Source organism: Pseudomonas libanensis, from assembly GCF_001439685.1.
Classification (GTDB): Bacteria; Pseudomonadota; Gammaproteobacteria; order Pseudomonadales; family Pseudomonadaceae; genus Aquipseudomonas; species Aquipseudomonas libanensis.
The window spans coordinates 62610-82812 of the sequence record NZ_JYLH01000015.1 but is presented as its reverse complement, the minus strand read 5'-3'; the positions used below and the strand labels follow the sequence as shown (position 1 = coordinate 82812).

At 60.9% G+C, this 20203-nt stretch carries 17 protein-coding genes; 11 read left to right on the top strand and 6 right to left on the bottom strand.

Annotation, left to right across the window (positions count from 1 at the left end; all coding sequences use genetic code 11):
- Nucleotides 1–88 precede the first annotated feature (88 nt).
- Nucleotides 89–601, top strand: a complete 513-nt coding sequence (locus TU73_RS21825; protein ID WP_057013950.1) for a glycine cleavage system transcriptional repressor — start codon at nucleotides 89–91, stop codon at nucleotides 599–601.
- Between the two features lie 222 nt (nucleotides 602–823).
- Here TU73_RS21825 and rarD read toward each other — a convergent pair whose 3' ends face one another.
- From rarD to TU73_RS21800, 5 genes are all read right to left on the bottom strand, one after another.
- Nucleotides 824–1708 (bottom strand): EamA family transporter RarD, encoded by an 885-nt coding sequence (gene rarD / locus TU73_RS21820; protein ID WP_057013949.1) that lies wholly within the window; start codon nucleotides 1706–1708, stop codon nucleotides 824–826.
- Between the two features lie 183 nt (nucleotides 1709–1891).
- Nucleotides 1892–2866, bottom strand: coding sequence for a serine/threonine protein kinase (locus tag TU73_RS21815; RefSeq protein WP_057013948.1), 975 nt, complete (start codon nucleotides 2864–2866; stop codon nucleotides 1892–1894).
- 169 nt (nucleotides 2867–3035) lie between these two features.
- Complete coding sequence (locus TU73_RS21810) at nucleotides 3036–4934, bottom strand: PhoX family protein (protein ID WP_057013947.1); 1899 nt, start codon at nucleotides 4932–4934, stop codon at nucleotides 3036–3038.
- A 79-nt stretch (nucleotides 4935–5013) separates the two neighbouring features.
- A complete protein-coding gene (locus TU73_RS21805) occupies nucleotides 5014–5778 on the bottom strand; it encodes a TOBE domain-containing protein (protein WP_057014018.1) in 765 nt (254 codons plus the stop codon).
- A 57-nt stretch (nucleotides 5779–5835) separates the two neighbouring features.
- Complete coding sequence (locus TU73_RS21800; RefSeq protein WP_057013946.1) at nucleotides 5836–6573, bottom strand: ComFC family protein; 738 nt, start codon at nucleotides 6571–6573, stop codon at nucleotides 5836–5838.
- Nucleotides 6574–6664: 91 nt separating this feature from the next.
- On the opposite strand from TU73_RS21800, the gene bioB reads away from it, so the two are divergent.
- The 10 genes from bioB (at nucleotide 6665) to TU73_RS21750 (ending at nucleotide 18911) form a co-directional block, all read left to right on the top strand.
- A complete protein-coding gene (gene bioB / locus TU73_RS21795) occupies nucleotides 6665–7720 on the top strand; it encodes a biotin synthase BioB (RefSeq protein ID WP_057013945.1) in 1056 nt (351 codons plus the stop codon).
- A 7-nt stretch (nucleotides 7721–7727) separates the two neighbouring features.
- Complete coding sequence (bioF, locus tag TU73_RS21790; protein ID WP_057013944.1) at nucleotides 7728–8909, top strand: 8-amino-7-oxononanoate synthase; 1182 nt, start codon at nucleotides 7728–7730, stop codon at nucleotides 8907–8909.
- Nucleotides 8902–9633: an alpha/beta fold hydrolase gene (locus tag TU73_RS21785; protein ID WP_057013943.1), complete on the top strand. Its 732-nt coding sequence runs from the start codon at nucleotides 8902–8904 to the stop codon at nucleotides 9631–9633. Before bioF ends, TU73_RS21785 begins: the two co-directional genes overlap by 8 nt.
- Nucleotides 9626–10438 (top strand): malonyl-ACP O-methyltransferase BioC, encoded by an 813-nt coding sequence (gene bioC / locus TU73_RS21780; protein WP_057013942.1) that lies wholly within the window; start codon nucleotides 9626–9628, stop codon nucleotides 10436–10438. The genes TU73_RS21785 and bioC overlap by 8 nt, the downstream gene beginning before the upstream one ends.
- On the top strand, nucleotides 10435–11115 hold the full coding sequence (gene bioD / locus TU73_RS21775; RefSeq protein ID WP_057013941.1) for a dethiobiotin synthase: 681 nt from the start codon (nucleotides 10435–10437) through the stop codon (nucleotides 11113–11115). The genes bioC and bioD overlap by 4 nt, the downstream gene beginning before the upstream one ends.
- Before the next feature lie 106 nt (nucleotides 11116–11221).
- Entirely contained in the window at nucleotides 11222–11503 is a 282-nt protein-coding gene (locus TU73_RS21770) for a hypothetical protein (RefSeq protein WP_057013940.1), read from the top strand.
- A gap of 336 nt (nucleotides 11504–11839) precedes the next feature.
- Nucleotides 11840–13645, top strand: coding sequence for a phenylacyl-CoA dehydrogenase (locus tag TU73_RS21765; protein ID WP_043049735.1), 1806 nt, complete (start codon nucleotides 11840–11842; stop codon nucleotides 13643–13645).
- Nucleotides 13646–13860: 215 nt separating this feature from the next.
- Nucleotides 13861–15150 (top strand): GGDEF domain-containing protein, encoded by a 1290-nt coding sequence (locus TU73_RS21760; RefSeq protein ID WP_057013939.1) that lies wholly within the window; start codon nucleotides 13861–13863, stop codon nucleotides 15148–15150.
- Between the two features lie 90 nt (nucleotides 15151–15240).
- On the top strand, nucleotides 15241–17013 hold the full coding sequence (locus TU73_RS21755) for an acyl-CoA dehydrogenase C-terminal domain-containing protein (protein WP_057013938.1): 1773 nt from the start codon (nucleotides 15241–15243) through the stop codon (nucleotides 17011–17013).
- 119 nt (nucleotides 17014–17132) lie between these two features.
- Nucleotides 17133–18911 (top strand): acyl-CoA dehydrogenase C-terminal domain-containing protein, encoded by a 1779-nt coding sequence (locus tag TU73_RS21750; protein ID WP_057013937.1) that lies wholly within the window; start codon nucleotides 17133–17135, stop codon nucleotides 18909–18911.
- Between the two features lie 226 nt (nucleotides 18912–19137).
- Here the strand turns inward: TU73_RS21750 and TU73_RS21745 are convergent, their stop codons facing one another.
- The gene (locus TU73_RS21745) at nucleotides 19138–20037 is read right to left on the bottom strand and encodes a LysR family transcriptional regulator (protein ID WP_057013936.1); all 900 of its coding nucleotides are present in this window, start codon (nucleotides 20035–20037) and stop codon (nucleotides 19138–19140) included.
- Between the last annotated feature and the right edge of the window lie 166 nt (nucleotides 20038–20203).

Below are 20203 nucleotides of genomic sequence, written 5' to 3'. Positions count from 1 at the left end.
TGTTCCAGATAAATCTAAAAATGGTACACGATTTGTTTTCGAGGGCTCCCGGGTCCACCTTGTAGATTGAATTCCAGAGGGCGTTGCCATGGACCATCTTGTACTCACAATTATCGCTGCCGACAAACCCGGGCTGGTGGAGCGCATCGCCCAGAGCATTGCCGCCCACGGCGGTAACTGGCTGGAAAGCCGCATGGCTCATATGGCTGGGCAGTTTGCCGGGATCCTGCGGGTCGGCGTGCCGACCGAACAGCGCCAGGCATTGGTCGCGGCGTTGGAGGGCTTATCCACACACGGCATCCGCGTGCTGGTGGGTGAGGGCAGCAGCGGGCGGGCGTCGGCGTCCAAGCCAATCCTGATGACCTTGGTGGGCAATGACCGTTCGGGCATCGTGCGCGAAATCACCGCGCTGTTAAGCCAGCAGGGCGTCAATCTGGAACGCTTGAGTACTGATGTGCGCCCGGCGCCCATGAGCGGCGATCCGCTGTTTAACGCCGAGGCGTTGTTGCTGGTGCCAGCGAGCCTGTCACTGGAGACTTTGCAAGCATCGCTGGAAACCTTGGCCGATGACTTGATGGTGGAGTTGCGTCAGGAGGAGTAACGATCCACAGGGTTATGCATGGAAATCTTGCATGGGCCTGTGGATAACCTGTAGAGACCCGGCGCCAGCCCACGCCGGCCGTGCTTCTCCGTCAGTTGAGCAAAAAACGAGCAGTTTCAAGGACTTGTGCACACACGGCGGGGATCAGGTTGTGGATAACCTTGGGGTGGAACGCTGCAAGCCACGAAGGCCGTGGCTTGCAGAGGTTTGTGCGTTATTTGATCAGCGTTTGCGCACACTCAGCCAGGCATCCAGGCTGTACACCACCAGGCCGGCCCAGATAAAGGCGAATGCCATCAGTGTGGCCGGCGCCAAGTGTTCGCCGAACAGCAATACGGCTTCCAGCAGCACCAGGGTCGGCGCGACGTATTGTAAAAAGCCCAGTGCGGTGTAGGGCAAATGCCGAGCGGCGGCGTTGAAGCACACCAGGGGGATCAGCGTGACCGGGCCTGCGGCCACCAGCCACCAGGCTTCGGAGGTGCTCCAGAATGCCAGTTGCGCACTGTGGGCCGACGGGTTGAACAGCAACCACGCCACGGCAATAGGCACCAGCATCCAGGTCTCCACCACCAGCCCCGGCAGTGCCCTGACCGGCGCCTGTTTGCGAATCAGGCCATAGAAACCGAAGGTCAACGCCAGCACCAACGACACCCACGGCAAGCTTCCAACCTGCCAGACCTGTTGCGCCACGCCCACCGCCGCCAGGCCCACTGCTATCCATTGCAGGCGACGCAAGCGTTCACCGAGGATCAGCATGCCCAGCAGCACATTCACCAGCGGGTTGATGTAGTAACCCAGGCTGGCCTCGAGCATGCGCCCGCTGTTCACCGACCATACGTAGGTCAGCCAGTTAGCCGCGATCAACGAACCGCTGAGGGCCAGGATCGCCAGGCGCTTGGGGTTGTCGCGCAACTCGCGGAACCAGCCAGGATGGTTCCACACCATCAGCAGCAAACCGCCGAACAGCGCTGACCACAGCACACGGTGCACGATGATCTCGGCGGCGGGTACGCTGGCAATGGCTTTGAAGTAAAGCGGGAACAGACCCCAGATGACGTAGGCACTCAGGCCCAGGATGTACCCCTTGCGAGGGTTGGCGGCTTGCATTGCAGAATCCTTGCTTAGGCAGCTAACAAAGCGCGATTGTAAGGATATTTGTCCAGCAGTGGGACCCGCTTTGCTTTATGTGGGAGGGGGCTTGCCCCCGATACGGACTGTTAGCCATATAAATATGGCACCTGACATTCAGCTATCGGGAGCCACCCCCTCCCACATCCAAAGCAAAAGCGGTTAGAAGAGTTTGAGGGGTTCTTCGTTGAGCGCCGACAACTGCTCACGCAACGCCAGCACCTGGTCGCCCCAATAGCGCTCGGTGCCAAACCACGGGAAGCTGTGGGGAAACGCCGGGTCATCCCAGCGGCGTGCCAGCCAGGCGCTGTAGTGCATCAGGCGCAGAGCGCGCAGGGGTTCGATCAGGGCCAGTTCGCGCGGGTCGAAATCGTGGAATTCCTGGTAGCCATCCATCAGTTCTGACAGCTGGCCCAGGCATTCCTGGCGGTCGCCGGCGAGCATCATCCATAGGTCTTGCACCGCCGGGCCCATGCGGCAGTCGTCGAGGTCGACGATATGGAACATCTCGTCGCGGCACATCATGTTGCCCGGGTGACAGTCACCGTGCATGCGGATGTTCTTGTGCGGCGTGGCCTTGTACACCTCTTCCACGCGCTTGAGCAGGTCACGAGCCACGGACTCGTAGGCCGGCAGCAGGCTCTTGGGAATGAAGTTGCCTTCAAGCAAGGTGTTGAGGGAATCGTGACCGAAATTTTTCACGCCCAGAGCTTCACGGTGTTCGAACGGGCGGGTGGAACCCACCGCGTGCAAACGACCCAGCAATTGCCCGAGGCGATAGAGCTGGTCGAGATTGCCCGGCTCAGGCGCCCGGCCGCCACGGCGCGGGAACAGGGTGAAACGGAAACCTGCGTGTTCGAACAGGCTTTCGCCGTTGTGAGTCAGCGGCGCTACTACCGGTACTTCGCATTCGGCCAGTTCGAAGGTGAAGCGGTGTTCTTCGAGGATCGCCTCGTTGGTCCAGCGCTGGGGCCGGTAGAACTTGGCGATCAGCGGCTCGGCGTCTTCGATACCCACTTGGTACACGCGGTTTTCGTAGCTGTTGAGTGCCAATACGCGCGCGTCGCTGAGGAAACCGATGCTTTCGACGGCGTCGAGGACCAGGTCTGGGGTGAGTGTTTCAAACGGGTGGGCCATGCGAACTCCTGCGCGCAGCAGGGCGCCGCGTCGGGCCGGGTATGGTAACGCACCGGGCTTGAGATAGGTGGTGGCTGTGCTATTGCAATCGGGGGCAAGCCCCCTCCCACACTTGAATGTATTCGCAATTCACAATTGTGGGAGGGGGCTTGCCCCCGATGAGGCCCTATCAGGCGCCGATGATCCCACCATCATCCCGCCGAATCGCCACCACCGACGACCGCGGCTTGCCATTGGGCAGGTGTTCCGGCCAGGTCGAACCACCGGTTTCCCCTGGGTGCTGAATGCCCACGAACAGCGTCTTTTGATCCGGCGAAAAGCTGATCCCCGTCACCTCACACGCCACTGGCCCCACCATGAAGCGACGGATCTCACCGGTGCTCGGGTCGGCACACAGCATCTGGTTATTGCCCATGCCCGCGAAGTCGCCGGCATTGCTGTAGTCGCCATCGGTCAGGATCCACAGGCGCCCCGCTTTGTCGAAACCAAGACCGTCGGGGCTATTGAACATGTTCTGGGGGCTGATATTGGATGAACCGCCCTTCGGTGTACCGGCGTGCACACCCGGGTTGCCGGCCACCACGAACAAGTCCCAGGTGAAGTCCGTGGCACCGTGGTTATCGGCGTCGGCTTTCCAGCGCAGGATCTGACCGTAGACGTTCTTCTCCCGTGGGTTGGGCCCGCCCACCGGCTGGCCGTCTTCGCCGCGCTTGGCGTTGTTGGTCAGGGTGCAATAGACCTGACCGTCGGTAGGGCTGACCACAATCCATTCCGGGCGGTCCATGCGCGTGGCTTTCACCACGCTGGCGGCCAGGCGCGCGTGGATCAGCACCTCGGCCTGATTGGCGAAACCGCTGCTGGCGTCGATGCCGTTTTTGCCATGGGTGAGTTCAACCCATTGGCCTTTGCCTTTGGGATGATCGGCATCGCCGTCGCCTGCGTCGAAGATGGCCACGTACAAGGTGCCGTGGTCGAGCAGGTCTTTGTTGGCTTTTGGATTGTTGTGATTGATCTGATCGCGGCTGACGAATTTGTAGATGAACTCACCGCGCTCATCGTCGCCCATGTACACCACGGCGCGGCCGTCACGGGTTTCGGCGAGGGCGGCGTTTTCGTGTTTGAAGCGCCCCAGGGCCGTGCGTTTGACCGGGGTGGATTGCGGATCGAACGGGTCGATTTCCACCACCCAGCCATGGCGATTGAGTTCATTGGGGTTTTTGGCCATGTCGAAACGTGGGTCGTGCGGGTGCCAGTTGATATCTTTGCTGGCGGCTACCACGCCGTAGCGCTTCTGCCCGGCGTCGAAAGCTTGCTGCGGGTTGCTGCTGCCGAAACAGTCGGTGAAGTTTTCTTCGCAGGTCAGGTAGGTGCCCCAGGGGGTCTTGCCGTTGGCGCAGTTCTGGAACGTGCCGAGAACTTTTTTGCCGCTGTTGTCGGCGGCGGTTTTCAACCAATCATGGCCGGCGGCGGGGCCGCTCAAGCGGATCGGTGAATTGCCGTGGATGCGCCGGTTGTAGCGAGAGTCCTGGACGAACTGCCAGGTGTCGCCCTTGCGCCGCACTTCGATGACCGACACGCCTTCGCTGGCCAGGGCCTTGCGTACCTCTTCAGCCGATTGCGGTGCACCGCCGTGGGCGAAGAGGTAGCGGTAGTTGGTGTACTCGTTGTTGATTGCCATGAGCGCGCGGTTGTTGTCGCCCGGGAAGGGAAACAGGCTCATGCCGTCGTTGTGGTCGCCGAACTGTTGTTCCTGGGCCTTGGCCGTACCATTGCCGGACGGGTCGAAAGCCGGCGCGTTCTTGTGCAATGGCTGGCCCCAACTGATCAGCACCGAAGCGCTGTAGCCCGGAGGCAGGGTGATGGTGTCGCTGGTGGCGGCGGCAATGCTGGTGAAGCCCAGCAATGGGCTGGCGGAGGCGGCGTTCACGGCCAGGGCGCTGCGGCTCAGCAGGTTGCCACCCAGGAACATCGCCGCGCCGCACAGGGCGCCTGCGCCGATAAAGCGACGACGGGTCAGGCCGACCATCTGTTCAAGGTCGGTGGCTTGGTTTTCTTCTAATAGGCTCATCTCAGGCTCCCTGCGGTTTTTGCAGACACCTTAAGCAGCGCTTGTGACCAAATTGTTGCAGTTCGAAGACTTTGACTCGCTATACCGGCGTGCCAAGCAACACATTGCTGGGGGCGAATTGCACGCGGATCGGTTGGCCCTCGGCAGCGTCGAGGGCCTGGAGTGCAGCGGGCGGTGCCAGCGCGCATAGCACCTGGCCGTTGGGCAGGGCGACACGCACCTCACTGGGGCCATCTTCGGCGTCGAGAATCATCTCGATCACACCGCCCATGCAATTGTGTCCAGGTGTTTCAGGCTGCCCGATCGCCAGCAACTCGAGCCACCCGGCCTTGATCAGGGCGACCACTTCCACGCCGATCTGCAGTTCCAGTCGTTGGGTGCTGTCGTGGGTGATCTGTGCGACTAGATGCAAGCCGCCGGCCAGCTGCAGGCTAATCATGTCATTGCGCCCATGGCTGTCGATGACGCTGACCTGGCCGTGCAATTGGTTGCGCGCACTGGTGCGCAGCATCAAGCGGCCCAGCAGGTTGAAGTCGCTGGCCGCTTCGTCCGAACCGAGTACTTCGGCCTGCAACACTTGCAAGCGCTGATAGAGGCGCAACACCCGTTCACCTTCTTGCGTCAGCTTGGCGCCGCCACCGCCCTTGCCGCCGACGCTGCGTTCAACCAGCGGTTTTTGCGCCAGATTGTTCAGTTCGTCGATGGCGTCCCAAGCAGCCTTGTAACTCAACCCGGCGCTTTTGGCCGCACGGGTGATGGAACCCTGCTCGGCGATATGCCCCAGCAAGGCAATACGCTGGGGGCGACGGATGATGTGTTGGTTGAGGGGGCTGGGCAGGGACATGGGCATACGTCTGAATGGGATGAGCGGACGTTGCCGTCCTGGCGCAGGGGAGTCAAGTCAGGCGCTGGACCTTGGTGTACGTGCCAGGCAATAGACGTCGACTTGGCGTGCGCCGGCACCTATCAACAGCCGCGCCACGCTGTGGGCCGTGGCGCCGGTGGTGAGTACGTCGTCTACCAATGCCAGATGTTGCCCTGCTACGTGGGCGTCGGGTGCCAGGGCAAAAGCGTTGAGCAGGTTGCGTTTGCGGGCCTTGGCATCCAGGTCTTGCTGCGCGACGGTTTCATAAGGGCGTAATAACGCATGTTCATGGTAGGGAATCTCGAGGTCTTTACTGAGCCAGCGGGCCACCATCAACGCTTGGTTAAAGCCGCGTTCGCGCAGGCGTCTGCGGGCCATGGGCACCGGCAGCAGGTAGTCGGGCCGGTCGAGTTCAGCGTTGTCGAAGCGGTGTTGCAGATGTTGCCCCAGCAGACGTGCCAGCATGTGCCCCAACGGCCAGCGGGCCTGATGCTTGAAGCGGCTGATGAGGGTGTCGATGGGAAAGCTATAGGTCCATGGCGCGACGACCTGCTTGAAAGCGGGTGAGTGCCTTTGGCACTGCCCGCAGATCAAGCCGTCCATCGGCAAGGGCAGGGCGCAGCGTTCGCACTGCTCCATTAGCCAAGGCAGGTCTGTTTCGCAGACGTTGCAAATAGGTTCGGCTGATTGAGTGCTTTCATCGCAAACCAAGCAGCTCTGTATGTTTTTTGACCAGATGTAAACTTGGTGTTTGTGGTCAGGTTGACAGTGCATGATTCTTCCTTAAATATGCCGGCATCCGTGTCGCGCCTGTGGGTATTGCCCTTCCCGCAGCGCTTGCCAAAGCATAATCAAGGAATCGCCCATGAGCGCCAGCACCTCTGCCACCCTGCGTCACGATTGGTCCTTAGCCGAAGTCAAAGCCCTGTTCGTGCAGCCATTCAATGACCTGTTGTTCCAGGCGCAGACCGTGCACCGCGCGCATTTCGACGCCAACCGCGTGCAGGTATCGACCTTGCTGTCGATCAAGACCGGCGCCTGCCCGGAAGATTGCAAATATTGTCCGCAGTCGGGCCACTACAACACCGGCCTGGAAAAAGAGAAGCTGATGGAGGTGCAGAAGGTCCTCGAAGAGGCCGCCCGCGCCAAGGCCATCGGCTCGACGCGCTTCTGCATGGGCGCGGCGTGGAAACACCCGTCGGCCAAGGACATGCCCTACGTGTTGGAGATGGTCAAAGGCGTGAAGGCCATGGGCCTGGAAACCTGCATGACCCTCGGGCGCCTCGACCAGGACCAGACCGAAGCCCTGGCCCAGGCCGGCCTGGATTACTACAACCACAACCTCGATACGTCGCCGGAGTTCTACGGCTCGATCATCACCACCCGCACCTACGGCGAGCGCCTGCAAACCCTGGCCTATGTGCGTGACTCGGGGATGAAGATCTGCTCGGGCGGCATCCTCGGCATGGGCGAGTCCCTTGACGACCGTGCCAACCTGCTGATCCAGCTGGCCAACCTGCCAGAACATCCGGAGTCGGTGCCAATCAACATGCTGGTGAAGGTTGCCGGTACGCCGTTGGAGAACGCCGAGGACATCGACCCTTTCGACTTCATCCGTATGCTGGCGGTGGCGCGCATCCTGATGCCGCAATCCCACGTGCGCCTGTCCGCTGGCCGCGAAGCCATGAACGAGCAGATGCAGGCCCTGGCGTTTTTTGCCGGCGCCAACTCGATCTTCTACGGCGACAAACTGCTGACCACCGCCAACCCGCAGGCCGACAAGGACATGCAACTGTTTGCACGCTTGGGCATCCTGCCCGAAGCCCGTGAAGAGCACGCCGATGAAGTGCACCAGGCGGCGATTGAGCAGGCGTTGGTGGAGCAAAAGAGCAGCGAGCAGTTCTATAACGCCGCTGTTTGAGGCCAGCATGTCTTTTGATCTCTCCGCGCGCCTCGCTGCCCGCCGTGCCGAACATCTTTACCGTCAACGCCCGCTGCTGCAGAGCCCTCAAGGGCCCGAAGTGGTGGTGGATGGCCAGCCATTGTTGGCGTTCTGCAATAACGATTACCTGGGCCTGGCCAATCACCCGCAGGTGATCGAAGCCTGGCGCGCCGGAGCGGCCCGGTGGGGCGTGGGCGGTGGCGCTTCGCATCTGGTGGTGGGCCACGCCACGCCGCACCATGAGTTGGAAGAAGCCCTGGCTGATTTGACCGGGCGCCCGCGTGCACTGCTGTTCACCACCGGCTACATGGCCAACCTCGGCGCCGTCACGGCATTGGTGGGGCAGGGCGATACGGTACTGCAAGATCGCCTCAACCACGCGTCATTGCTGGATGCCGGCTTGCTGTCCGGGGCGCGTTTCAATCGCTACCTGCATAACGACGCCGACAGCCTGGCCAAGCGCCTGGAGAAGGCCACCGGCAATACACTGGTGGTCACTGATGGCGTGTTCAGCATGGACGGCGACCTGGCCAACCTCCCCGCACTGGCCCGTGAAGCCAAGGCCAGAGGTGCCTGGCTGATGGTGGATGACGCCCATGGCTTCGGCCCCTTGGGTGGCCAGGGCGGTGGCATCGTCGAGCATTTCGGCTTGAGCCAGGAGGACGTGCCGGTGCTGGTTGGCACCTTGGGCAAAGCCTTCGGCACCGCCGGGGCATTTGTGGCCGGCAGCGAGGAGTTGATCGAAAGCCTGATCCAGTTTGCCCGCCCGTATATCTACACCACCAGCCAACCCCCGGCACTGGCCAGCGCCACCCTGAAAAGCCTGGAGCTGTTGCGCCATGAACATTGGCGCCGCGAGCACCTCAACGGGTTGATCCGCCAGTTCCGCCAGGGCGCCGAGCAGATGGGCCTGGCACTGATGGACAGCTTTACGCCGATCCAGCCGATCCTGATTGGCGACAGTGCCCGGGCGTTGCGCCTGTCGCAAATGCTGCGCGAGCGTGGCCTGATGGTAACTGCGATCCGCCCGCCTACCGTGCCCGCCGGCACTGCCCGTTTACGGGTGACATTAACGGCGGCCCACAGCGAGGCGCAGGTGCAGCTATTGTTAAACGGGTTGGAAGAGTGTTTCCGCTTGTTAGGCGCCTCGGAGCCCGACCATGCGTAATCGACTGATATTGCTGCCCGGCTGGGGGCTTGGTGTGTCACCGCTGGAGCCGCTGGCCGCTGCACTGCACGGCCTGAACGAGCATCTGCGGGTACAGATCGAGCCTTTGTCGGTGCTGGATTCCAGTGATGTGGGTGAATGGGTCGATGAACTCGATGCGACGCTGCCGGATAACGTCTGGCTCGGTGGTTGGTCCTTGGGCGGCATGCTCGCTTCAGAACTGGCGGCGCGGCGCGGCGAGCGTTGCTGCGGTTTGCTGACCCTGGCGAGCAATCCGTGTTTCGTCGCCCATGACACCTGGCCCCACGGGATGCCGGCCGAGACCTTTGATGCATTCCTGGCGGGCTGCCATGCCGACTCCCAGGTCACCCTCAAGCGCTTCGGCCTGCTGTGCGCCAAGGGCGCCGCAGACCCTCGCGGACTGTCGCGGCTGCTGGTCAGCGGTGCGCCGAATACACCCCCCGGTGTCTTGATGCCTGGTCTGGAGCTGCTGGCCCAACTGGATACCCGAGCCGCCTTGCAGGCATTTCGCGGGCCGCAGTTGCATTTGTTTGCCGGCTTGGATGGGCTGGTGCCTGCCGAAGCCGCCAGTGACCTGCTGGCATTGCTCCCCGACGTAGAAGTCGGCCTGATTGAACAGGCCGGTCACGCGTTTCTCCTGGAAGACCCCCACGGTGTAGCAGGGGCCATCCAGGCTTTTTTGCATGAGTGTGTTGATGACTGATTTATCCCATCCTTGCCTGCCGGGCGCCTTGCCGGACAAGCGCCAGGTCGCGGCCTCGTTTTCCCGTGCAGCGGCCAGTTACGACAGTGTGGCCGAGTTGCAGCGGGCGGTGGGGCATGAATTGCTCAGCCGTTTGCCGGCCAACCTTTCGCCACAATGCTGGCTGGATATGGGCTGCGGCACGGGCTACTTCAGCCGGGTACTGGGTGTGCGTTTGCCTGCAAGCGAAGGCATCGCGCTGGATATCGCCGAAGGCATGCTCAACCATGCGCGGCCTTTGGGTGGTGCGCAGCACTTCATTGCCGGTGATGCGGAACGCTTGCCGCTTAAGGCTGACAGCATCGAATTGCTCTTTTCCAGCCTTGCGGTGCAATGGTGCGCAAATTTCGATGCAGTACTCAGGGAAGCTCATCGCGTACTGCAACCGGGCGGTGTGCTGGCCTTCGCGAGCCTGTGCACAGGCACCCTGGATGAACTGCGCGAAAGCTGGCGGGCGGCGGATGGCCTGGTCCACGTCAACCGCTTCCGCACCTTCGAGGCTTATCAACAACTGTGTGCGACCAGCGGTTTGCGGGTGATGAGCCTGGAGCGACAGCCCCATGTGCTGCATTACCCGGATGTGCGCAGCCTGACCCACGAACTCAAGGCGTTGGGCGCCCATAACCTCAACCCGGGCCGACCGGGAGGGTTGACGGGCCGCGCACGGATGGTGGCCCTGGTCGATGCTTACGAGCAGTTGCGCCAGGCCCATGGCCTGCCCGCCACCTACCAAGTGGTGTATGCCGTATTGGAGAAACCTGCATGAGCGCCGCTTATTTCATCACCGGCACCGACACCGATGTGGGCAAGACCACTATCGCGGCTGGCCTGCTGCATGCCGCCAGGCTGGCAGGTAAAAGTACGGCAGCCGGAAAACCGGTGGCGTCGGGCTGCCAGCTGACTGCCCAGGGCTTGCGCAATGCCGATGCCTTGGCGCTGTTGGCTGAATGTTCAGTGCCGCTGAGCTATGCCGAGGTTAACCCGGTAGCATTCGAGCCGGCTATCGCGCCTCATCTGGCCGCACGCGAGGCGGGTGTCGCGTTGACGGTGCAATCGTTGCTCAAGCCGATGCAGCAAGTCCTGGCCCGTGGGGCAGATTTCACCTTGATCGAGGGCGCGGGCGGATGGCGCGTACCCTTGGCTGACCAGGCCAACCTGTCGGACCTGGCCATGGCGCTCAAGCTGCCAGTGATCCTGGTGGTTGGAGTGCGCCTGGGTTGTATCAGCCACGCGTTGCTCACCGCCGAAGCCATCGCACGGGACGGCTTGCCGCTGGCGGGTTGGGTGGCGAACATCATCGATCCCAAGACCTCTCGTCTGGAAGAAAACCTCGCCACCCTGGCTGAGCGCTTGCCGGCGCCTTGCCTGGGAAGGGTGCCGAAACTCAAGCACGCCGGGGCGGCTGCAGTGGCCGAATACCTTGAATTGGACCTGCTTGACTGATTTTGGCTATCGCTAAGGCAATATGCCATTAGTGTTTTTGACGGGCCTTTTGCCAGGATGTCTGTTTCAATCCAATCTCACGATTCTCTGAAGGCAGGCTAACGCCATGGACATCTCTGGAAGCAGCGCGTTTTATTCGGGACTGAACAGCATTCAGGCCGGGCAGAACCGTGTCGACCAGGCGGCCGGCAAGATTGCCAGCGCCGCGACGTCCCAGCCATCCGGGGCGCAAAGTGATCGCCTGCAAGCCAATGATCGCGCCCAGCCGTCGAATTCTGCGAGCAATATGGTGGAAATGGCCCAGGGCAAGTTTCAAGTGGAGTTGGGGGCGAAAGTCGCCAAGGCTTCGAATGAAATGCTCGGCACCTTGATCGACACCTACGCCTGATCCTCTTTTATGTACGTAATTCAAAATGTGGGAGGGGGCTTGCCCCCGATAGCGCTGGGTCAGCTACAAAAGTACTGACTGACACTCAGCTATCGGGGGCAAGCCCCCTCCCACATTTGTCTCTTGCCCAGCCCTAATAACTCTTTGCACTCAATTTAGCGTGGCATCCCGCCGCAGGCTTCGCCGTGCCTGGCGATGACCCACATCAAGACAAACGGCATCTGGCCGATGCTTGACAACCCTGGGTCGTAAACGTATGTTTCAAACACCTGTTTGACCGCCATAACAAATCCACGCGGTTGTTCATCCCAGATACATCAGCAGAGGTTTATCGCTATGCCTGACTACAAGGCCCCCTTGCGTGATATTCGCTTCGTTCGTGACGAACTGCTCGGTTATGAAGCGCACTATCAGAGCCTGCCGGCTTGCCAGGACGCTACTCCGGACATGGTTGACGCCATCCTCGAAGAAGGCGCCAAGTTCTGTGAGCAAGTACTGGCACCGTTGAACCGCGTGGGCGACATCGAAGGGTGTACCTGGAGTGAGTCAGGCGTTAAGACCCCTACCGGCTTCAAAGAAGCCTACAAGCAATTCGTCGAAGGCGGCTGGCCAAGCCTGGCCCACGATGTGGAGCACGGCGGTCAAGGCCTGCCGGAATCCCTGGGCCTGGCGGTGAGCGAAATGGTGGGGGCCGCCAACTGGTCGTGGGGCATGTACCCGGGCCTGTCCCATGGCGCGATGAACACCATTTCCGAGCACGGCACCCCTGAGCAGCAAGAGGCTTACCTGACCAAGCTGGTGTCGGGCGAGTGGACCGGCACCATGTGCCTGACCGAGCCGCACTGCGGCACCGACCTGGGCATGTTGCGCACCAAGGCCGAGCCTCAGGCCGACGGTTCCTACAAAGTATCCGGCACCAAGATCTTCATCTCGGCCGGTGAACACGACATGGCCGACAACATCGTCCACATCGTACTGGCCCGCCTGCCGGATGCACCGGCCGGCACCAAAGGCATCTCGCTGTTTATCGTGCCCAAGTTCCTGCCCAACGCCGATGGTTCGGTGGGCGAGCGCAACGCGGTGACCTGTGGCTCCCTGGAACACAAGATGGGCATCCACGGCAACGCCACCTGCGTGATGAATTTCGACGCGGCCACCGGTTTCCTGATCGGCCCGGCGAACAAAGGCCTGAACTGCATGTTCACCTTTATGAACACCGCTCGCCTGGGGACTGCGCTGCAGGGCCTGTCCCATGCCGAGATCGGCTTCCAGGGCGGCTTGAAATATGCCCGTGATCGCTTGCAGATGCGCTCCCTGACTGGCCCGAAAGCGCCGGACAAAGCCGCCGACCCGATCATCGTGCACCCTGACGTGCGCCGCATGCTGCTGACCATGAAAGCCTTCGCCGAAGGCAACCGTGCGATGGTGTACTTCACCGCCAAGCAAGTGGACATCGTCAAGTACGGCACCGACGACGAAGCCAAGAAACAGGCCGACGGCCTGCTGGCCTTTATGACCCCGATCGCCAAGGCGTTCATGACTGAAGTCGGTTTTGAATCGGCCAACCACGGCGTGCAGATCTACGGCGGCCACGGCTTCATCGCCGAGTGGGGCATGGAGCAGAACGTTCGCGACAGCCGCATTTCGATGCTGTACGAAGGCACCACCGGCATCCAGGCACTGGACTTGCTCGGCCGTAAAGTGCTCATGACTCAGGGCGAAGCGCTCAAGGGCTTCACCAAGATCGTGCACAAATTCTGCCAGGCCAACGAAGGTAACGAGGCTGTCAAAGAGTTCGTTGCTCCGCTGGCGGCGTTGAACAAAGAGTGGGGCGAGTTGACCATGAAGGTCGGCATGGCCGCGATGAAGGACCGTGAAGAAGTCGGTGCCGCCTCGGTGGACTACCTGATGTATTCCGGTTATGCGTGCCTGGCTTACTTCTGGGCCGACATGGCACGCCTGGCTGCCGAGAAGCTGGCCGCCGGCACCACCGAAGAAGCGTTCTACACTGCCAAGTTGCAGACCGCGCGCTTCTACTTCCAACGCATCCTGCCGCGTACCCGCACCCACGTGGCGACCATGCTGTCGGGCGCCAGCAACCTGATGGACATGAAAGAAGAAGACTTCGGCCTGGCTTACTGAGCCTGACCGGTTCTGTCTAAAACCGCCGCCTCCCTCGGGACGCGGCGGTTTTTTTTGCCCGTCCGTAGCGAATATAAAAATCCGCAGTAATGCACTCAGGGATTGCAATCCGCTGCCGTTACAGTAGTGGCAATGTGATACATGTCAGGCAGGTTGTGATTAACTGACTGCATAGAGGCACAGTGCTATTTTTTTTGCGGGTCGGAGTTTTACCCTTGTCACGCGTGTCTGCACTACGTTTAAGCCACTTCCTACCCTCGCTGCTGCTATTGCTGGCTGGGCTTTCGGCTGCGTACGTCAAGGACCTCAGTGTCTTCTTCACTTCGTTGTTCAACGTGCTGCCCACCCTGGTCTTGTTGCTGGGCGGTGCCTACTGTGCGGTGTATCGACGCCAGCGTGAACTGTTCCTGATGATCACGGTGTACGTTGCCTATTTCCTGCTGGATACCCAGACCGATTTCTACCGCGACAATGGCCGCGTGCGCGAAGACGCTGCGGTGGTGTTTCACTTGTGTTGTCTATTGTTGCCGTTGCTGTTCAGCGTCTACGCGTTGTGGCAGGAGAAGACCCATTTGTTCCGTGATTTCATCGCACGCGCCGCGGTGTTACTGGCGGTAGGCAGCGTGGCATTGGCTCTGGAGCAAAGTTTCCCCCAGGAGCTACTTAACTGGCTGGCGGAGATTCGCTGGCCGGCGCTGCATGGCACCTGGATGAGCCTGATTCAACTCTCATACCCCATGTTCCTGATCGGCTTTGTCACCCTGGCGGCACAGTACTGGTACCAGCCACGCCCGCTGCATGCTGCGCAAGTGGTGGGACTGCTGGGGATGTTCTGGATGTTGCCGCAAACCTTCATCCTGCCGTTCACCCTTAACATCATGTGCAGCCAGGTGATGCTGATGATCGCTGCCGGTGTGGCCCATGAGGCCTATCAAATGGCATTTCGCGATGAGCTGACCGGCTTGCCCGGGCGACGCGCCCTCAACGAGCGCATGCAGCGGCTGGGGCGCAACTATGTGCTGGCGATGAGCGACGTGGATCACTTCAAGCGTTTCAACGACACCCATGGCCATGACGTGGGAGACCAGGTGTTGCGCCTGGTGGCGAGCAAGTTGTCCAAGGTCAGCGGCGGAGGGCGAGCCTACCGGTATGGCGGTGAAGAGTTTGCCGTGGTGTTTGCCGGCAAGACCCTGGATGAATGCATGCCGCATCTGGAGGAGATCCGCGAGATCATCGCCGGCTACGCTATCAAGTTGCGCAACCCGGACCGCCCCCATGACGACCATCAAGGCCGCCAGCGGCGTGCTGGCAGCGGTGCATCCAGTGTGTCGGTGACGGTCAGCATCGGTGTGGCCGAGCGCCAGGCCGAGCAGCGCAGCCCCGAAGAAGTGCTCAAGTGCGCCGACCAGGCGTTGTACGCCGCCAAGGGCGCGGGGCGTAACTGTGTGGTCGCGGCCGGCCAAACCCGACGTGGCGCGGTACGCATGGAAAGCGCTGCCGGTTGAGTAATGGCGCTGTATTCAGCAGCGCTACAGTGATTGTCCACAAGCGGGGCCGGCAGTAGCTTGAAAGCATCTGCTGCCGGAGACATTGCCATGCCTGAGTACAAAGCTCCCTTGCGCGACATGCGCTTTCTGATCGACAACGTGTTCGATTTCCACGGCCATTACGCGGCCCTGGGTGCAACGGACGCCAGCCCGGACATGGTCAGTGCGATCCTTGAGGAAGGCGCGAAGTTCTGCGAAAACGTGCTCGCGCCACTCAACCGCAGTGGCGATGAAGAGGGCTGCCATTTCGACAATGGCGTGGTGACTACCCCCAAGGGCTTCAAGGAAGCCTTCGCCCAATACGTGGCAGGCGGCTGGCACGGCGTGGCGGCGGACCCGGCCTACGGCGGCCAGGGCTTGCCCCATTCCCTGGGCCTGGTGCTGAGCGAGATGATCGGTTCCAGCAATACCTCTTGGGGCATGTACCCGGGCCTGACCCATGGCGCAATGTCGGCCATCCAGGCCCACGGTACCGACGAACAGAAAGCCACCTACCTGACCAAGCTCACCGCTGGCGAATGGACCGGCACTATGTGCCTGACCGAAGCCCACTGCGGCACCGACCTGGGCCTGATCAAGACCCGCGCCGTGCCCCAAACCGATGGCAGCTATGCAATCACCGGCAGCAAGATCTTCATTTCGGCCGGTGAGCACGACATGAGCGCCAATATCATCCACCTGGTGTTAGCCAAGTTGCCGGATGCGCCTGCGGGTACCAAGGGGATTTCGCTGTTTATCGTGCCCAAGTTCCATGCGGACTCGGGTGAGCGCAACGCGGTGCACTGTGGCTCCATCGAACACAAGATGGGCATCAAGGCTTCGGCCACATGTGTGCTGAATTTCGATGGTGCCAAGGGTTTTTTGATTGGCGAGGCGAACAAGGGCCTCAACTGCATGTTCACCATGATGAACCACGCCCGCCTGGGCACCGGCATGCAGGGCCTGTGCAACGGTGAAGCAAGTTTCCAGGGCGCGATCAAATACGCCGGCGAACGCCTGCAAATGCGCTCGCTGACCGGCGCCAAGGCCCCGGAGAAAGCTGCTGACCCGATCATCGTGCATGCCGATGTACGCCGCATGCTGCTGACCATGAAAGCCTTTAACGAGGGCAACCGCGCACTGACCTACTTCACCGCGCAACTGCTCGATATTGCTCATCTGGGCAGCGACGCCGGCCAACGCCAGGAGGCCGAAGACTTGTTGGCCTTCCTTACGCCGATCTGCAAGGCCTTCATGACCGAAACCGGCCTGGAGGTGACCAATCATGGCATGCAGGTATTTGGCGGCCATGGCTATATTCGCGAGTGGGGCATGGAGCAACTGGCACGCGATGCGCGGATTGCGCCGATCTATGAAGGCACCAACGGTATCCAGGCCCTCGATTTGCTGGGGCGCAAAGTGCTGGGTAGCCAAGGCAAACTGCTGCGCGGGTTTACCAGGATCGTGCATAAGTTCTGTGGGGCGCAGGCCGAGCATCCGCAATTCAAGGCCCATGTGGCGCAGCTCAACCAGCTCAATCAGGAGTGGGGTGAGTTGACCACCAAAGTCGGGATGGCGGCGATGAAGAATCCTGACGAAGTGGGCGCTGCGGCGATGGATTACCTGATGTACAGCGGCTATATCATCCTGGCTTACCTGTGGTTGCGCATGGCGATTGCCGCCCAGTCCCAGGACGATGCCGCGTTCACCCAGGCCAAGCTGGCCACCTGCGATTTCTACTTCAAGCGTCTGCTGCCGCGTACCACTACCCACCGCGCCGCCGTGGAAGCGGGCAGCGAATGCCTGATGAGTCTGCCCGGGGCGGCATTCCAGCTGGAATGACTTAAAAATACCTACTGGTCACAAGTGGACCCTATGTGTCTGAAAAGTTGTTCGGGTACACTCGGAGCTTGTAAAACCGATCCTATCGAATCACTTTTCACGTTCTCACGAGGTTTGCCATGGCTGATTACAAAGCGCCGTTGCGTGATATGCGCTTCGTCCTCAACGAAGTTTTTGAGGTCGCCAAGACTTGGGCCCAGTTGCCGGCATTGGCAGACAGCGTTGATGCCGAAACCGTTGAGGCGATCCTCGAAGAAGCCGGCAAAGTCACCGCCAAATCCATCGCCCCCCTCAGCCGCGGCGGCGATGAGCAAGGCTGCCACTGGAAGGACGGCGCAGTCAGTACTCCTGACGGTTTCCCCCAGGCGTACAGCACCTATGCCGAAGGCGGTTGGGTGGGAGTGGGCGGCGATCCGACCTATGGCGGCATGGGCATGCCCAAGGCGGTGTCGGCGCAGGTCGAAGAAATGATCAACTCGTCGAGCCTGGCATTCGGCCTGTACCCGATGCTGACTTCCGGCGCCTGTGTATCGATCAACACCCATGCCAGTGAAGCGCTCAAGGCGGCCTACCTGCCGAAGATGTATTCCGGTGAGTGGGCCGGTTCGATGTGCTTGACCGAAGCCCATGCCGGTACCGACCTGGGGATGATCCGCACCAAGGCCGAGCCTCAGGCAGACGGTTCCTACAAAGTCAGCGGCACCAAGATTTTCATCACTGGTGGCGAACACGATCTGACCGAAAACATCATCCACCTGGTGCTGGCCAAGCTGCCGGATGCACCGGCCGGGCCCAAGGGCATCTCGCTGTTCCTGGTGCCGAAGTTCCTGGTCAATGCCGACGGCAGCCTGGGCGCGCGTAACCCGGTGACCTGTGGTTCGATTGAACACAAGATGGGCATCCAGGCGTCCGCGACCTGCGTGATGAATTTCGACGAGGCCGTGGGTTATCTGGTGGGTGAGCCCAACCGTGGCCTGGCGGCGATGTTCACCATGATGAACTATGAGCGCCTGGGGGTGGGGATCCAGGGCTTGGCATCCGGCGAGCGCTCTTATCAGAACGCGATTGAATATGCCCGCGACCGCCTGCAGAGCCGCTCTCCGCAGGGGGCACAGGCCAAGGACAAAGTGGCAGACCCGATCATCGTGCATCCGGATGTGCGCCGCATGCTGCTGACCATGAAGGCAGCGAACGAAGGCGGTCGGGCGTTCTCCACGTATGTGGCAACGCAGTTGGACATCGCCAAGTTCAGTGACGATGCAGCTGCTCGGGAGCGCGCGGATAACCTGGTGGCATTGCTGACCCCCGTTGCCAAGGCCTTCCTTACCGACCTGGGCCTGGAAACCACCGTGCTCGGCCAGCAAGTATTCGGCGGCCATGGCTACATCCGCGAGTGGGGCCAGGAGCAGTTGGTGCGTGACGTGCGCATCACCCAGATCTACGAAGGCACCAATGGCATTCAGGCCCTGGACTTGATGGGCCGCAAGATCGTCGGCAGCGGCGGTGCTTTCTACACCCTGTTCGCCGATGAGATCCGCCAGTTCATCGCCGGATCAAGTGCCGAGTTGGCCGAGTTCACTGAGCCGCTCAGCGCAGCGGTGGATAACCTGGATGAATTGACGGCCTGGGTGCTGGATCGCGCCAGGAACAACCCGAATGAAATCGGCGCAGCATCGGTGGAGTACCTGCATGCGTTCGGCTACATGGCCTATGCCTACATGTGGGCGCGCATGGCCAAGGCCGCGTTGGGCAAGGAGACCGAGGAAGCGTTCTACGCCAGCAAACTGGGTACCGCACGTTTCTACTTTGCCCGCTTGTTGCCGCGTATCCACTCGTTGAGTGCATCGGTAAAAGCCGGTAGCGAATCGCTGTTCCTGATGGATGAAGCCCTGTTCTAAGGGCGTGGAGGCTGTGTAAGCATTCTCTTACATGACGTACTGCTATTCGTCCTCTATCGCCAAATTGGATCCACGGCTAATCTACTTCACATGGACGTCGCGCAGGAAGCGCAAAGCAACAACACGGACACGTAGGATTCTGCCAGGACGGCGGAGTGAAATGGATGTCAGGGAAACAGTCTGCAAAGCCCCGCTTCGGCGGGGTTTTCTTTTGTCCGCGAAAAAGTCAGGCGCTTGCCCGAGGGGCATTCATCACGTCTTCGAGCAAGGTGCGCAGCAACGCCACCGTCGCCTGCTGGCGCTGCACATCGCGGCACACCAAGCCTACTTTCAGCGCCACCCTGGGTTCACTCAAGGGTTTCCACAGCAGCGCCTTGCTGTTGTGTTCGTCCTGGGAGCGGCCCGGCAGTACCGTCGCCAGCCGGGAGTGAGGCAGGCTGTCGAGAATGCCCACCATGGTATTGAGTTCGGCCTGCACCTGCGGGCGGCGTCCCAGGTTAGCCAACTGGCCCTGCCAGATCTGCCTGACTTGAAACTCCTCCCCCAGCAGCAACATCGGCAGTTCGGCCGCCTGTTTCAACGAGACTTTCTTGAATTCGCGCAGCGGATGGTCTTCGGGAATCACCACCTTCAACTCATCTTCGTACAGCAATACGCCGTGCAGGCCCGGCTGACGTGGCGGCAGGTAGCTGATGCCAATGTCGAGGGCACCGTTGAGCAACCGGCGCTCGATCTCAAGCCCGGTCAATTCGTAGATCTGCACCACCAGATGGGGCTGGGCCTTGCGCACGCGCTCGAGCATCTGCGGCACCAGGCTCGTGTGCACGGTTTGCAGCACGCCGATGGCCAGGGTGCGCATGGCCTGGCCCTTGAAGTTGCGCAGCGCCTCCACGGCTTGCTGCATGCCATCAATGAGCGGCAATGCATGGTTGTATAGGGTGTGCGCCGCCAGCGTCGGTAACAGGCGCTTGCTGCTGCGTTCGAACAGACTCACGTCGAGGTTCTGCTCGAGTTGGCGAATCTGTTGCGACAAGGCTGGCTGGGAGATCGACAAACGCTCCGCGGCACGGCCTACGTGGCCTTCCTCATACACCGCGACGAAATAACGCAGTTGCTTGAAATCCATAAGGTTTGCTTATCGAAAAAGCTGGAAAATCGAAATGGCCGTCGGCCCCGCAGACGCCTAGTCTAGCGCCTATTCGCAGGGCTTACAGGGCCGGATCGGACAATGAATAGCGTTTGTGTTGATAACGTTTGCATAGGCAAGACAAAAAACCTACCGGTGATTTGGC

Excerpts from the sequence above, each read along its gene's own strand:
- TU73_RS21825 (WP_057013950.1), top strand. The coding sequence starts at position 89 with ATGGACCATCTTGTACTCACAATTATCGCTGCCGACAAACCCGGGCTG.
- rarD (WP_057013949.1), bottom strand. The coding sequence starts at position 1,708 with ATGCAAGCCGCCAACCCTCGCAAGGGGTACATCCTGGGCCTGAGTGCC.
- TU73_RS21815 (WP_057013948.1), bottom strand. The coding sequence starts at position 2,866 with ATGGCCCACCCGTTTGAAACACTCACCCCAGACCTGGTCCTCGACGCC.
- TU73_RS21810 (WP_057013947.1), bottom strand. The coding sequence starts at position 4,934 with ATGAGCCTATTAGAAGAAAACCAAGCCACCGACCTTGAACAGATGGTC.
- TU73_RS21805 (WP_057014018.1), bottom strand. The coding sequence starts at position 5,778 with ATGTCCCTGCCCAGCCCCCTCAACCAACACATCATCCGTCGCCCCCAG.
- TU73_RS21800 (WP_057013946.1), bottom strand. The coding sequence starts at position 6,573 with ATGCACTGTCAACCTGACCACAAACACCAAGTTTACATCTGGTCAAAA.
- bioB (WP_057013945.1), top strand. The coding sequence starts at position 6,665 with ATGAGCGCCAGCACCTCTGCCACCCTGCGTCACGATTGGTCCTTAGCC.
- bioF (WP_057013944.1), top strand. The coding sequence starts at position 7,728 with ATGTCTTTTGATCTCTCCGCGCGCCTCGCTGCCCGCCGTGCCGAACAT.
- TU73_RS21785 (WP_057013943.1), top strand. The coding sequence starts at position 8,902 with ATGCGTAATCGACTGATATTGCTGCCCGGCTGGGGGCTTGGTGTGTCA.
- bioC (WP_057013942.1), top strand. The coding sequence starts at position 9,626 with ATGACTGATTTATCCCATCCTTGCCTGCCGGGCGCCTTGCCGGACAAG.
- bioD (WP_057013941.1), top strand. The coding sequence starts at position 10,435 with ATGAGCGCCGCTTATTTCATCACCGGCACCGACACCGATGTGGGCAAG.
- TU73_RS21770 (WP_057013940.1), top strand. The coding sequence starts at position 11,222 with ATGGACATCTCTGGAAGCAGCGCGTTTTATTCGGGACTGAACAGCATT.
- TU73_RS21765 (WP_043049735.1), top strand. The coding sequence starts at position 11,840 with ATGCCTGACTACAAGGCCCCCTTGCGTGATATTCGCTTCGTTCGTGAC.
- TU73_RS21755 (WP_057013938.1), top strand. The coding sequence starts at position 15,241 with ATGCCTGAGTACAAAGCTCCCTTGCGCGACATGCGCTTTCTGATCGAC.
- TU73_RS21750 (WP_057013937.1), top strand. The coding sequence starts at position 17,133 with ATGGCTGATTACAAAGCGCCGTTGCGTGATATGCGCTTCGTCCTCAAC.
- TU73_RS21745 (WP_057013936.1), bottom strand. The coding sequence starts at position 20,037 with ATGGATTTCAAGCAACTGCGTTATTTCGTCGCGGTGTATGAGGAAGGC.